Source organism: Leptospira bandrabouensis (assembly GCF_004770905.1).
GTDB lineage: Bacteria > Spirochaetota > Leptospiria > Leptospirales > Leptospiraceae > Leptospira_A > Leptospira_A bandrabouensis.
On record NZ_RQHT01000014.1, the window covers coordinates 284756 to 298843 of the forward strand.

Annotated in this window: 11 protein-coding genes; 7 read left to right on the plus strand and 4 right to left on the minus strand. The window is 36.1% G+C overall.

Annotation, left to right across the window (positions count from 1 at the left end; translation table 11 throughout):
* The first annotated feature begins 37 nt into the window (after window positions 1-37).
* The 7 genes from EHR07_RS08505 to EHR07_RS08540 all read left to right on the plus strand — a co-directional run bounded on the left by EHR07_RS08505 (window position 38) and on the right by EHR07_RS08540 (window position 11321).
* Entirely contained in the window at window positions 38-3760 is a 3723-nt protein-coding gene (locus EHR07_RS08505) for an adenylate/guanylate cyclase domain-containing protein (protein ID WP_238777286.1), read from the plus strand.
* Window positions 3757-5844: an adenylate/guanylate cyclase domain-containing protein gene (locus tag EHR07_RS08510; RefSeq protein ID WP_135744693.1), complete on the plus strand. Its 2088-nt coding sequence runs from the start codon at window positions 3757-3759 to the stop codon at window positions 5842-5844. Before EHR07_RS08505 ends, EHR07_RS08510 begins: the two co-directional genes overlap by 4 nt.
* A gap of 478 nt (window positions 5845-6322) precedes the next feature.
* The gene (locus EHR07_RS08520; RefSeq protein ID WP_135744695.1) at window positions 6323-6841 is read left to right on the plus strand and encodes a helix-turn-helix transcriptional regulator; all 519 of its coding nucleotides are present in this window, start codon (window positions 6323-6325) and stop codon (window positions 6839-6841) included.
* A gap of 50 nt (window positions 6842-6891) precedes the next feature.
* The gene (locus EHR07_RS08525; RefSeq protein ID WP_135744696.1) at window positions 6892-8454 is read left to right on the plus strand and encodes a peptidoglycan DD-metalloendopeptidase family protein; all 1563 of its coding nucleotides are present in this window, start codon (window positions 6892-6894) and stop codon (window positions 8452-8454) included.
* A complete protein-coding gene (locus tag EHR07_RS08530) occupies window positions 8451-10388 on the plus strand; it encodes an ankyrin repeat domain-containing protein (RefSeq protein WP_135744697.1) in 1938 nt (645 codons plus the stop codon). The genes EHR07_RS08525 and EHR07_RS08530 overlap by 4 nt, the downstream gene beginning before the upstream one ends.
* The gene (locus EHR07_RS08535; RefSeq protein ID WP_135744698.1) at window positions 10388-10822 is read left to right on the plus strand and encodes a Crp/Fnr family transcriptional regulator; all 435 of its coding nucleotides are present in this window, start codon (window positions 10388-10390) and stop codon (window positions 10820-10822) included. Before EHR07_RS08530 ends, EHR07_RS08535 begins: the two co-directional genes overlap by 1 nt.
* The gene (locus EHR07_RS08540; protein WP_135744699.1) at window positions 10812-11321 is read left to right on the plus strand and encodes a Crp/Fnr family transcriptional regulator; all 510 of its coding nucleotides are present in this window, start codon (window positions 10812-10814) and stop codon (window positions 11319-11321) included. Before EHR07_RS08535 ends, EHR07_RS08540 begins: the two co-directional genes overlap by 11 nt.
* A gap of 4 nt (window positions 11322-11325) precedes the next feature.
* Here EHR07_RS08540 and EHR07_RS08545 read toward each other — a convergent pair whose 3' ends face one another.
* Genes EHR07_RS08545 through EHR07_RS08560 form a run of 4 tightly spaced genes read right to left on the minus strand, consistent with a single transcriptional unit; the run spans window position 11326 to window position 14084 of the window.
* Window positions 11326-12036, minus strand: a complete 711-nt coding sequence (locus EHR07_RS08545; RefSeq protein WP_135744700.1) for an SDR family oxidoreductase — start codon at window positions 12034-12036, stop codon at window positions 11326-11328.
* A complete protein-coding gene (locus EHR07_RS08550; RefSeq protein ID WP_135744701.1) occupies window positions 12033-12947 on the minus strand; it encodes a CE1 family esterase in 915 nt (304 codons plus the stop codon). Before EHR07_RS08550 ends, EHR07_RS08545 begins: the two co-directional genes overlap by 4 nt.
* Complete coding sequence (locus EHR07_RS08555) at window positions 12944-13477, minus strand: hypothetical protein (RefSeq protein WP_135744702.1); 534 nt, start codon at window positions 13475-13477, stop codon at window positions 12944-12946. Before EHR07_RS08555 ends, EHR07_RS08550 begins: the two co-directional genes overlap by 4 nt.
* Window positions 13467-14084, minus strand: a complete 618-nt coding sequence (locus tag EHR07_RS08560; RefSeq protein WP_135744703.1) for a hypothetical protein — start codon at window positions 14082-14084, stop codon at window positions 13467-13469. Before EHR07_RS08560 ends, EHR07_RS08555 begins: the two co-directional genes overlap by 11 nt.
* Window positions 14085-14088 lie beyond the last annotated feature (4 nt).

Sequence of the window (14088 nt, forward strand, 5' to 3'; positions counted from 1 at the left end):
TACCTAACCTTAGTGCCTACCTATGAAGAAAAGACTAATGATCCTATCCCTTTGGGGAATATTTTTTGCGATATTCGGATGTGCGGAAGTCAATCGCAACAAACCGATTGCCAAAGAAGGGAAATTAGATTTATCCTCATGGGACTTTGTAAAAGACGGAAACATCTCTCTTGATGGAGAATGGGAATTTTATTGGAAACAAACGGCAAAGGGAATCCAAATCGATGAAGACCTTGGAAGAGAATCTAAGTACATTTACCAAACTGTGCCTTCCAATTGGAAAGGTGTCGATTGGTTTGGAGAAACTCTTGGTGGCTTTGGTTATGCGACATATAAACTAAAAGTTATCTTCCCAGAAAATACACCGAATCTTGCCTTTCACAACTTAGACCTCTCCTCTTCGTACAGATTGTACATAAACGGAAAATTAATTTTAGAAAGAGGTAGTTTCGGCATTAACCCAAATTACTTTGAACCATCTTATAAATCAGTCCTTATGGACCTTGAACCAATATCCGGTGAAACAGAAATCGTTTATGAAATTTCCAATTTTCATTATTCAAAAGGCGGTTTTTGGGAAAGTATGGAACTTGGCGAAAGACGAACATTATACGACAAAGTCAATCGCAGTTACCAAGTAACATCATTTCTTGCGGGAAGTATTTTCCTGTGGGCACTTTACCATTTGGGTCTTTTTGTCATGCGTAGACAAGACAAGGCCAGTCTTTTTATATCCTTATTTAGTTTACTGATTGTTATGCGCCTTCTTACCATTGGGGAAAGAAATATTCTTAATATCTTCCCCAATATGCCAATGGATTTTCTCATCCGATTGGAATTTTCAACCATCTATATCGCAACCATTGTGTTTGCCTATTTTTATCGATTGGTATTTCCAAACACTGTAGGCCAAAAAACAATTTGGGTATTAAATATCCTCATCGCTCCATTCCTTATTTCTATATTTTTACCAGTTGCGGTTTTTAGTGCCCAAATCCACTATTTCCAGATTTTTTTGATATTAGTATGTGTAAGAATTACGGTTGCGATCATCATGGCATACCGTACAGACACAGTGGGAGCTGGATTGTCGCTCATTGGATTTAGTTTTGTATTCGGAACAGTAGTCCATGATATCCTTTATCAAAACAATGTAATCAATACTATGAACCTAACTCCGTTTGGATTTTTGGGTTTTATTCTGTTTCAAGGATATATTCTTTCTTATGGATTTACAAGAGCTTACCTTTCCATTGAAAAACTAAAAGAAAGATTAGAGGTTTCGAATAAAGAACTAAACATTTTAAAAGAAGGTCTAGAAGACATCGTTGTTGAAAGAACGCAAGAACTAGAAAATTCCAAAGCAAATATCGAAAGGCTGAATGAATTTGCCAAAACACTAAACTCCTCTCTCGAATTAGATAGTATTCTCGCAAAAGCATTTGATTATTTAAATGAAGAAGTTTATTGCGATTCCATGATCCTACTTTTAGTGGATGTAGAAAATTCGAAGATAGTATACCATAAATCGGTTGTTTCACCTAACTCTGGATTGGCGCTTGCATCAAAATTACAGGGGATGGGATTTCCTTTGGATCCAAGTGCGGGCATTTTTTACCATGTATACAAAAGGAATCGCCCCTTCCGATTTGCAAAAGTATGGGAATCAAGGCTTACTGAATCAAACAAAAAGTTTGTCCAATTGATAGGGAAACATCCAGGTATGATTATACCTCTCAGTTCGCAAGGAAAAGTCATCGCTATGTTGGCTTTATTTACCGAACAAAAAGGCACAAGTTTTTCTAGATCACAACTCCAGTTAGTCGAAAACACTGCTGAAAACATCGCCACAGCCGTAACCAATTCGATCCTCGTAGAAGAAATGAATCGAGAGAAGTTCATTGCAGAAAATGCAAGAATGCAAATGGAAAACGCCAAAAACGAAGTGGTCAAACTAAACGAATTTACAAAAAAAATCAATTCAGAATCTAGCCTTTCACAAATCATCGAAGAGATGTTTAACTACATTCTAAAAACATTTGAAATAGAAGCTACCCTCCTACAACTGATTGATCCAAAGAAAAAAGAACTCTATACTTACAATACAACCATTCCGACTTATGCGACAGAGGATCAGTTAACCTTTGCTAAATCAATTCGTGTACCTCTAAACGAAAGAGGAGGAATTATTTACAAAACCTTTCTCAGAAAAAAAGCTCTGTTTGTTTCCAAACCTCCCAAACGTTATGAATCAGAATTAGATAAAGAAATTTTTTCTCGTTTGAGTCTCACCTCCTTTGTGGCTGTCCCTCTTGTAGTCCAAAACGAAGTCATTGGCATGGCTTACTTCACTTCTTACCAAAAACCAATGGAAGTCACAAGAGAAGTACTCCAAAGAATTTCTGGATTTTGTGATCAAATTGCAGGTGCCATTCAAAACTCTTTGTTATTACAAATCACAGAAGAAGAACGAAAAAAATCCGAACGTGCAAAAGCAGAAATTCAGAAGATGAACGAGTTTGCAAAAAACGTAAACTCACAAGACAATTTAGAAAATATTTTAGCTGAAATTTTTGGATTCATTCGCAAAAACTACAAAATAGAACATTGTGTTTTATATTTTTTAGACAAAGAATATAATGAATTTCGATATTTAAACCACTCCGGCTTTGATCTGTTAATTGATGAAAACATCAATTACTTTAAATCACTTCGTTTTCCATTGCGAGAGGAAAGTGGATTTGTATACAAATGTTACCAAAGAAAACGACATTTTTATATGAAACACGTTCCCAAAACCATGCCATTTGATATAGACAAACAAATTACTGAAAAATCAGGTATGACGGGATTTCTCATCTCACCTCTTGTCAACAATGATGAGGTTGTGGCTATGGCAGTTTATGGGATCAGCGACGAAAACATCCAACTAACAACAGATGAAGTAAACTCAATCGTAGGTGTATCCGAACATATTGCCAGTGCCATAAACAATCATTTTTTACTTAAAAAAATTGCAGAAGAAAAACAAAGATCAGATTCTCTATTACTCAATATCCTTCCTAAAAACGTGGCAGAAGAATTACAAAAAAAAGGAAGAGTGAATCCGGTTGAATTTGAAAACGTAACTCTTCTTATGACCAGTTTCCCTGGTTTTTCACAAATTACCGGCCAACTCACTCCTGAGGAACTCATTGAAGGACTCGATTTATATTTTTCCCGTTTTGATGAAATCATCAAAGCACAAGGAATGGAAAAACTTCGTATGACAGGAGATATGTATTTAGCAGCGGGAGGATTACCAGTTGGTAACTTTACGCATGCAGTGGATGCTTGTCTTGCCGCCCTACAAATCAAAAATGAAGTTTTAAGAATGATGGATGACTTCAGGGACATTCCATTTCGACCCAATGGAATTACCATTGCCATCCATTCGGGACCAGTGGTTGCGGGAGTTATTGGTAAATCAAAGTTTAACTATGATGTCTGGGGAAAAACAGTAACACAAACACAAGCTATACGACGAGGTGGTGTAGGTGTTCCTATCAACATCTCACAAGAAACAATGGAAAAAGTAAAACGACTTTTCCAAATCGATAACCAAAGACAAATTAATACATACGAAGGAGACCAATTCCCAATTTATGAATTGTTATCTTTAAAACAAGATTTATCTGATGATTCAGGATTTGTTCCTAATGAGAAGTTTGGGAGATTGTATACCCAACAGAAACGCGGAGCTAAAATTCTAATCAAATGATATACGGACTTCTCGCCATTACAATCCTATTTGTATGTATCTTATACTTGATGTTTTATTTATACAAACAAAATAAAGAGAAAGAAAATTTAATTTTAACATACAATGCCGATCTCAGTTTGTTAAAAGAAGATTTAGAAAACAGAGAAAAAGAATTATTAAACACAAAATTGGTTTCAGAAGAGTTCTCAGACAAACTCGTTGATTCCTACACACAACTTTCTGATTTGGATGGCTTATTGAGAGAAATCAATTCGGCTTCCGATCTAAAAGATATTCTTAATATCCTTGGTTATTATATTCGGGAAAAATTCAAAGTCCCACACTATTTATTATATGTTTACAAAGAAGAATCTGAAGTTCTAGATTTTTTTCACAGTAACTTTCCCGAGGAATTATCGGAAAAAGTGAAAGAAGAAATCATGGGAAGACAAATCCCAGTTTCTGATTCGTATGCAACTATGTATGCGCATGCTTATGTTCGCAAACGTAAACGAAGTTTTTACATCAAGGATTTTGAATCATATAAAACAGAGGGAGTCGAACTTGCAAACAAACATTCTGCAAATTTAAAATCCCTATTGATTGTGCCTCTATATCTAAGAAATAAATTTATAGGAACCTTGGATTTATTAGATTATTCTGGAATTTTCGAAGTCACCGAACAACAATTAAATCAGATCAAAATTATTGCAGATTACATTGCCGGAACGATAGAAACCGGATATCTATTAAATGAACTTAAACAGGGAAACATTGCAATTCAAAAAGAAAAGGAAAATATCGAAATCAATCGGCTGAAATTAGAAAATCTACATAAATTCAATCGAAAGATCAATTCGTTTTCGCAAATCGAAGATATCACAAGAGAGGTATTCACTTATCTAAAGAATAACCATCGAGTAGAACTTGGATTTATCCTTCTTGTAGATCCAAAAACGAATTCACTCGTTCCTCTTATGGAAGGAGCAGAAGTTTTTAACAAAGGACTTTTAGTTACCAATTTTCTTAGGACCTTTCGTCCTCCGATTGCACCGAACATAGGATCTCTATTTAGAACCTATTTAAAACAAAAACCAGTATACTTAAAAAAATCTTTAAAATGGAAACAACTTTCAGCCATAGATAACTCCATTGCAGATAGTTTTAAATTGGAGTTATTTGGGCAAATTCCACTTGTGGTCCAAGGACAAACCATAGGAATCATCTGTGTCACTCGTCTCACCAGAGAACAAGATTGGACCAAAGATGAATTTGCAGAAATCATATCCTTCTGTGAACAAATAGCCGGTGCCATTCACAATGCGAACCTTAGGCGAGACTTAGAAAAAGAAAGAGAAAAAACTCTCCATTTTATTCGAAACATTTTGCCTGGCGATCTTGCTGACGAATTAATCGAACGTGGAGAAGTAGCTCCCATGGAATACGAATCAGTGAGTATATTATTCACTGACTTCAAAAACTTTACAGCAGCCGCAGAATCTCTTTCTCCCGAAGATCTTATAGAACAACTAGATGGATGTTTTTCTCAGTTTGATGACATTGCGGTGCGTTACAATTTTGAAAAACTAAAAACCATTGGTGATTCCTATATGGCGGCTGGAGGGATTCCACAAGGAAACTTCACACATCCCGTTGATGCTTGTCTTTTTGCGATGGAAATTAAATCGTTTATGACTCAAATCAAATCAGTAAAACAAATGTTAGGCCAGGATTTTTGGGAAATCCGAATTGGCATTCACACGGGTCCTGTCGTGGCAGGTGTGGTTGGAAAAACAAAATTTGCCTATGATGTTTGGGGAGACACGGTGAATACTGCAAGCCGAATGGAAAGTTCTGGTGATGCAGGAGAAATCAATCTTTCAGAAACCACTTATGATAAAGTGAAACGTTTTTTTGAATGCGAATATAGAGGAAAGATAAAAGCAAAAAACAAGGGAGAATTGGGGATGTATTTTTTAAAAAGACTTCGCCCCGAATTTTCCAGAGATTTGGATGGTATGGTGCCCAACCAGATTTTCCTAGATTTATATAAAAACTTACAAATTGGTGCTAAAATCATATATAGACAAACCGGTTCTTAAATTAGTTTCCGCTCCCCGAGGAACTAGATCCACTCCCTGATCCCGATTTAGAACTACTACCACCTTTACTACCTGAACCAGAACGGGATGTACTACTTGATCTGGAAGAAGATGTAGATCGACTGGAGGAGGAAGTTGGACATTTTTCATAACATATCACATACAAACTAACGCATGCTACAGTAGTCGATGAAACATTGTCCAATTGTGGTGCCAATGCTAAAGCACATATATATTGTTCTCTAACGCAGCGGTCCATACACTGCGATTTAGTCTCATAATTTTTAGAATTGGTACAACCAGTAAATACCAATAAGAAACCTACACAAAGGAACAATAGTGAAAAAGTCGTTCGGTTCATACCAATAGGATCACATATACATACCAATCTTTCCATGGATGAAACCCGCAAATGTGGGTACTACCTAAGAAACTGACTTGCCTACTTAGGGACTAGTTACAAAAATAAAAAAGAACTATGGAGACTCGCAAAGTTAGGATTCTATTTTTAGCATTTTATGTTTTATCTCTCCTTGTTTGGATTGCTGAAGAAATTTTCACACTGACCAATCCATCGGAATATTTTGACCGATTCCGAATTATCATTGCAACCGTTGAGTCCTTCATTGCCATTTCTTCCTTTTTGGTTGTCTTTATTCTATACAAAGAATTAAAAGCAGAAGCTGTAGAAAACATACATGCAAAGTCACAGATTCATGACTTAAAACGTACGAACCGAATTTTAAAAAATCCAGAACTTGGATTTTGGGCAGAGGCCAAAGCCCAAATGGAAGAATGGAATCTTTCGGAAGCAGAAACGGAAATTGCCATTCTTTTACTCCGTGGATTCTCCCAAAAACAAATTGCCGCTGTCCGCAAAAAAAGCCTACGAACCATAGAAAACCAAACCGCCTCCATATATGAAAAATCGTCCATGAGGGGAAAATTGGAATTTATTTCTTACTTTTTAACTCCCCTCCTGCCCGAAGAAGACTAAACAAAAAACCTTGACCATTCCCATTTTCTTTGTTTTTTATAGATTGTTTTATGAAAAATAAGAGAATCCTAATTACGCCGATTTTTCTTTTGATCTGCACTTTCCCTATCCTTTCTCAAACCACATTGGAGGAAAGGGACAAACAACGACAATCAGGTCTCATCACAGCAAACCAAAAGAAACAGGAAGAAATTTTACAAAAATACAATGACTTCGTAAATCGAGTGCAAACTAAATTTCCTGGATTCAAAATTTCATCCTCTCCCATTGATTTAAAACAAGCGGAAGGGATTGCAGATCATAATGCAGCCCCCGGTTCCAAAGATAAAAAATTTAAATCTCTTTCTGCCATTGCTGCCGAAAGTTTTTTTCTCCAACTCGAACCTTCGAATACAATCGCTAATCGTTCCCAGGTAAAGGTCAAAAAGGGAGATTCATTAGAAGTTGTTATGGTCCTAAAACAAGACGTAACAGAAAAAAAGGAAGGACCACATTGGGTTTTGGTTCGAACCAAATCCAAACAAGAAGGTTATGTGACTCAAGATTTGCTATCGCAAACCAAACCTGCCGTTAAATCCAGAAACACAGAGGGACTCTCTTTAGATTTGTCTTCTCTTTCAGGACGAATCTCTGAACCAGCTAACAACAATTATTCAGAAAGTAAAAAAGGAAAAGAAATGTGGGTCGAGGCAAGTTCTCTCAATATGCGAGGAGAACCTGATGTCAATGCTTATGTGGTGGCAAGACTCCCCAAAGGCCTAAAAGTCAAAATCGAATCTTCAACAACCACAGAAGATACCATAGATGGAATCACTTCGTATTGGTTTCAAATTTCGTCTGCATACGGAAATGGATGGGTCTTTGGTGGATATTTGAGTTCTTCCGAAGTTGTATCTTATGATGTCCAACCTGGAGAAATTAACTATCCCCAAGAAAATCCTGATGAATTAAAAAATGGGGAAAAACGATTTGTTCGTTCCACAAGTTTAAGAATGCGAGATGAACCAAACGATTATGGTTCTGTTGTGACAACAATTCCAGGTGATGAAAAAATCAAAATCATTGATTCTAAAAAAGAAATAGAAACCATCGGAGGAGTGAGGTCCAAGTGGTTATACGTTTCTTGGAATGATGAATGGGAAGGTTGGATCTTTGGAGGATTTGTATCCAAAGAACTAGGCCCTCTTGTTGACAGTGACGATATTTCCAAATACTTTCAAATCCCTGTAGATAACGACCGTTACGTGTCATCCAATTTTGGAACGCGAGTAGATCCAGTGACCGGTAAAGTTGGTGCATTTCACTCAGGTATTGATTTACCAGCATCCATTGGTACTCCAATAAAAGCCGTGAGCGACGGAAAAGTTTGGAGAACCACAACAACTAGCGGTGGTTATGGGATGCTAACTATTTTAAGTCATAAAAACAATATTTTTACATACTATGCACACCAAAACGAACGCCAAGTAAAAGAAGGTGACACTGTCCGATCAGGCGACATCATTGGTCAGGTTGGCAATACCGGTAAATCTACCGGCCCACATTTACATTTTGAAGTTAGGAAAGGCCCTGACCAACAAGCATTGGATCCTGACGCCTATTTACCCAAATGAAACATAATCTGATTACCTTTAGTTTATTCCTTCAACTCGTTTCTTTCGGAACAAGTTTTGCACAAGACAACCCAATAGAAACGACTTCGGTCATACAAACTGCCCCCGATATGGTGCAGATTCTTATCAAAGGGAATTTAAAAGAATTTGAAACTGCCATTGCCAACGGTGGAGATATCAATGCCAGTGATGAATCAGGAAAATCACTTCTTGTACTTGCAGTCGAAAAAAACAAACCAAAACATTTTGAAATCCTACTTAGCCAAGGTGCCGACCTGAACAAAAGGGATTTGTCCGGCAAAACACTGTTACATTATGTGGTCACTTCTCGTTTTACAAACCAAATTAAAACCATTGTGGAAAAAGGAGCAGACCTCAATGCTTACGATGCTGATGGAAATACTGCCCTTCATGTAGCTGTTTTAAAATCGAATCTCGCCGTACAGAAGTTACTTGTTGAAAGTAAAGCCGATGTAAATTTAAGAAACAATCCACGAAAGTCTCCGCTGTATTTAGCATTCGAAAAGTCAAAGACAGACTCTATCAACTACCTACTCCAAAACGGAGCTGATATTAACCTTCCAGATTTAACGGGAAGAACTACAGTATTTGTTTCCATCGACCAAAAGAATTTAAAACTATTGACTCTAAGTTTAGATTCCAATGGAAATCCAAATACAGAAGATACAAAATCCATTCGACCAGTTGTATTTGCCATAGAAAAAGGATTTACCCAAGGTTTGGAAGTTTTATTGAACCGAGGTGCAGACGTAAATGCCAAAACTCCAGAAGGAGAGTCTTTACTATTTTATGCACTCGAGAAGAAAAATCTAACAGCGATTAATCTACTTTTAAAAAAAGGCCTCAATGTTGATTCAAAAAATCTTAGTGGAAAAACTTTGTTTGAACTCGCCTTACAAAAAAACGATTCTAACTTACTAAAACTTGTTTTGGATGCTGGAGCAAATCCTAACCAAATACTTTCCACAAACAAAAATCCACTGGAAGACACTATCGAATCTTCAAAGTGGGCGCTTGCCGATATCTTAATACAAAAAAACGCCGATCTATTGACGCCGAATCCTTCTGGGTATCTTCCTATTCATTTGGCATCCCGAAAATCCGGACTCAGAATTGTAGAAGCTTTGCTAAAAAAGAATGTCCCAGTGGATGCTTTAAATCTTAAAACCAATGAAACTTCTCTTTCTTTAGCCTTAGAAAATAAACAAATAGCGATAGCAAAGTTTCTTTTATCAAAAAAGGCAGATCCCAATCACAAACAAAAAGACGGGGTTAGTTTAATTTTTTCAACTATCGAAAGAAAAGATGCAGATGCATTTAAACTTTTGGTATCAGCAGGTGCCGACCTTCAACCATTAAATGAAGAAGGAGAAAACCTCATCACAGTAGTTTGTAAATTGGATACTGAAAAAAAAGAACAAAAGTTTGCTGACGAAACCATCAAGTTGTTGGTTACCAAAGGTTTAAACCCAAATACAAAAAACAAACGCGGATTAAGTGCACTTCATATTACACTGAATCGAAACCGTATTGATACTATGTCCCAACTGATCACGTTAGGTGCAGACCCTAACCTAACAGACAATAACGGTCTTACTGTTTTACACAAGGCAATCCAAAAGTTTTTGACTTCACGAGATACATCCCAGTCAGAAAGTTACAAGAAATTAGTACTATTCCTAGTGGAGAGAAGAGCCAATATCAACCAACAGGATAAATTAGGGAAAACTATACTTTCCGAACTAGCAATCCAGTTTGATCCTGGTAAAAGCGATTCTATTTTGGAATTAGCTAGGGTGTTCGTTCTAAACGGCGGAGATTCTAAAGTGAAAGACAAAATGGGAAAGTCTCCTCTAGATTATGCTGAGGAAAAAAGAATTCCTGAACTCATTGAGATTTACCACGGCCTTTAATGTCCATTCCTAAAAAAGATAATCGAATCAACATTTTCGACTTCGTAAACACAGTCCCTACGAAGACCTTCAAACGAGGAGAAATCATCGTTAGAGAAGGAGAACCGTCTAACGAAAGAATGTATTTCATTTTAAGTGGAACACTATCCGTAGGTATGGGTGCTCCTGACCAAGGAAATTTTCATGAAGTACGAAAACTCTCGACGGGTGAATTCTTTGGAGAAATTGCACTGATTTCCAGTCACCCACGAGCTATGACCGTTTTTATAGATTCAGACCGAGCTCAACTTGGAATTTTAGACAAACAAAACTTAATACGTATCGCTAACTCCAATCCTATGTTTGTCTACGCATTATTACAAACTTATGTAGAACGTTTGATAGAAGCCGAACAAAAATTAAAAGATCTTACGGAGACTAGTGATGGGACTTAAAGAATCACTCGCAAAACTTAGTATGATCAATATCAAACGAGGGGAAGTACTCTTTAAGGAAGGAGTGCCTTCTAATGGCGCCATGTTTTTTTTGTTTGAAGGACAATTAGATATTTATAAACAAATCGAAAACAAACACGTTAAGCTCAGAAGTATTTTACCTGGTGAATTTTTTGGGGAAATGGCAATTATCAACAATAGCCCAAGAGCAGCTTCTATTGTTGTAGTTTCGGAATCAGCAAAATTAGGAATTATCAACAGAACTACTTTTGTTCAGATGAGCCAAGAAAGTCCCGAGTTTCTATTTTTATTACTAAAAAAAGTAATCGAAAGACTTTATGAAACAGATGGAAAAATTCGAGCCATCAAACGAAAACAAGACGAAGACTCTGTGATTGCCAAAATGATTCCTACACCAAGTGCAACCTCTAGTGAAAGTAATGAATCAATAGTCACACAAGATCCATTTTCTGAAAATACAACACCAATCGGAGAATGATTCTCTAACTTTGTTTTTTACGTTTTAATTTAAAAATTTCTGGGGAAATTTGTATTTCAGGAACCACCCATCCCCTATCTTCCACAACTAAATCTCTAATGACATCAGCAATTTGATCAGGTAATAAAAAAGATTTTGGATCTTCGTCTGGTTCAAAGTTTAAATGATTATAAAAATCGGTTTTAGTGATATCAGGTATGATTAAATGCACTTTCACACCAAACTTTCGTAATTCGGCAAATAATTCTCTAGCATAATGATGGATTCCTGCTTTGAGAGAAGCATATACATTACCCCAGGGAGAAATTTCTTTTCCAGAGACAGAACCAATAAATACAATCCGCCCTTGGTTTTGTTTTAAATACCTAGTAACCTTAGTTGTTAACAACATTGGTGCAGTTATGTGGAGACTCACCATCTCACGAATTTTATCAGAAGATAATTCTTCTACTGGAGAAAAATAAGCAAGACCTGCATTATGAACCACTAAACTTATATCTTTTTTATCAGGGATAGAATCTAACAACGAATCCAATTGTTTCGCATTGGTAAGATCACATTCGATTAAATGAAACATTTTGTCCGCATAAATACAATTTTCCGGGTTTCTAGAAACTCCATAAACCTTGTAACCTAAACCAACTAACATCTTAGAAATGGATAGTCCTATTCCTCTAGATGCGCCCGTAACAAATGCAACTTTTGGAACAGTCACAATGCCTCCATAAAATCCCAAACAAGTTTAGATCCATCAATTACTTTCGTAGTTTTCCCCTGATTGATAAAAGGAATCATTGGTGTTTCACCTGGCCAACTATGACCAAGTCCATTTAATTGAATCAAACCAACTTTGGAATTTTCGGCACAAAACTCAAAACGTAAAAAATCTATTTTAATATCAGAATTTTCTTCCTTAAAATTTTCAGATTTTTTTGTTAGGTTATCATTACAAGAATTCCACTCTTTCCATCGATTTATAGAATCATCAACAGAAAGAATCTCCCCTCCATCCCGCACATAACCACCACTATACGGAACCAATGGGTCATCAGTTCCTGCAATGATGCCAACAGAAACAGGTTTTGTTTTTAAATTTAATTTCCTCTTTAAAGTAAATACGGATAGTTGAGCAGCTACACTCACAACTCCTTTCCACAATTCTGGTTTTTCAACAGCCAATCGTTGCGCCATAAAACCACCATTGGAATGACCAACTAAATAAATTTCTTTTGGATTTACAGATCCTTCGGCAACTAAACGTTTTACAATGGACTCAATGAAAACTACATCATTGATTTTATTTTGATCTGCCGGGGTATTTCCCCTTCCGTCAGCCCAACTCCTTTTAAAACCATCAGGAAACACTACTACAAAACCTTTGGTATCAGATAGAATATCCAACTTGGTTTGTTTGATCATGGAAAAACCTGAACCAAATCGCCCATGCAATGCAACTAACATAGGAATTGGTGATCCATCCCATTTTTTGGGATAATGAACAATATATGTTCTTTTATTGTTTTGAATTTCTAAAAAATCTAATTTTTCATTTGGAGATAACTTTCGAGAAAGTCCCATACATGAAAAAATAAAAAAAACAATTGTTAATACAAAGTATAGTCTCATATTTCTTTAATTTCCAATTTAGTGGCTTCTATCAATTGTTCTTTATAAATTTTATTTGGCCAATGTGTGATCATAAAAATTACAACTGGAATTCCCCGCCACTGGTCCATACCCATATCATAAACAAATTCCTTTTCCACCTCACCTAAATTAGAATATCGAAATGTAAGCGTAGATTCTGTTCTGATATGAGATGGAACAAAACCTCCCGACAAAAATGTCAAAAGAAAGTTTAATCGATGTATCCACAAATACCGATAAGCAGGCTCTCTCTTTTGAAGAATTACTTCTAATTCTAAATTGGAATTTGGATCGAGAATGAATCCTTCTTTTAATAAAACTTCCAAGATCGCATTTTTTTCATCATCATAACGATAAAACCCAGTAAAAACAATTCTTACCTTTTCTTTTCCCATTGATAAGGTTTTACGTTCTTTTGATATAACTTTATCAGGAAAAGCAGCACAATTAAAAAGGGAGGAAATCAGAATCAAAGGAATTAAAAACTTTATACTAATTTTATAGTTCATTTTTTGTATCTCCTAAAAATTCAGAAACTTTTTCAGTAAGAATCGGCTTCCATTCCTTGCGATCATCTCCCCACATCAAAAGAAGAGAAACCCAACCAAACACGCGATAGGATTCCATTGGATACCTATATTCCCTTTCAAATTTACCTTTTTTACTTAATCTAAAAACCAAATAGTCATCATCTCGATCAATATCAGGTATGACAAAAAAGGTACTAATCGCAAGGAAACGGTTCACCAAATAAACTCCAAATCTGACAGGATCCCTATCCGGTAAATAAGAAACAGGTTCTGCTGCTTCTCCTAAAAAGAATTTGAATTTCGGACTTGATTCCAATATGATTTGGACATGGGCATCTGTTTTTGCAGGGTCCATATAACGAACATTCGTAAACTTCCCAGAAGACTGTAAAGCTGAGAGAATAAAAGATATCCTTCTACGATCCGCTTCATCATCCCAACCGATTAATTCATAACTTAAGGATTTGTTTTTTATATTTTTAGAAAAATCAACCTTAGGTCTTTCTGAGGAATAAAATACTGAACAAGAAATAAGAGAAAATGTTAAGAATATACTCAACCAAATAATTAAAAATCTTTGCCGCATTTTT

Excerpts from the sequence above, each read along its gene's own strand:
- EHR07_RS08505 (WP_238777286.1), top strand. The coding sequence starts at position 38 with ATGATCCTATCCCTTTGGGGAATATTTTTTGCGATATTCGGATGTGCG.
- EHR07_RS08510 (WP_135744693.1), top strand. The coding sequence starts at position 3,757 with ATGATATACGGACTTCTCGCCATTACAATCCTATTTGTATGTATCTTA.
- EHR07_RS08520 (WP_135744695.1), top strand. The coding sequence starts at position 6,323 with ATGGAGACTCGCAAAGTTAGGATTCTATTTTTAGCATTTTATGTTTTA.
- EHR07_RS08525 (WP_135744696.1), top strand. The coding sequence starts at position 6,892 with ATGAAAAATAAGAGAATCCTAATTACGCCGATTTTTCTTTTGATCTGC.
- EHR07_RS08530 (WP_135744697.1), top strand. The coding sequence starts at position 8,451 with ATGAAACATAATCTGATTACCTTTAGTTTATTCCTTCAACTCGTTTCT.
- EHR07_RS08535 (WP_135744698.1), top strand. The coding sequence starts at position 10,388 with ATGTCCATTCCTAAAAAAGATAATCGAATCAACATTTTCGACTTCGTA.
- EHR07_RS08540 (WP_135744699.1), top strand. The coding sequence starts at position 10,812 with ATGGGACTTAAAGAATCACTCGCAAAACTTAGTATGATCAATATCAAA.
- EHR07_RS08550 (WP_135744701.1), bottom strand. The coding sequence starts at position 12,947 with ATGAGACTATACTTTGTATTAACAATTGTTTTTTTTATTTTTTCATGT.
- EHR07_RS08555 (WP_135744702.1), bottom strand. The coding sequence starts at position 13,477 with ATGAACTATAAAATTAGTATAAAGTTTTTAATTCCTTTGATTCTGATT.
- EHR07_RS08560 (WP_135744703.1), bottom strand. The coding sequence starts at position 14,084 with ATGCGGCAAAGATTTTTAATTATTTGGTTGAGTATATTCTTAACATTT.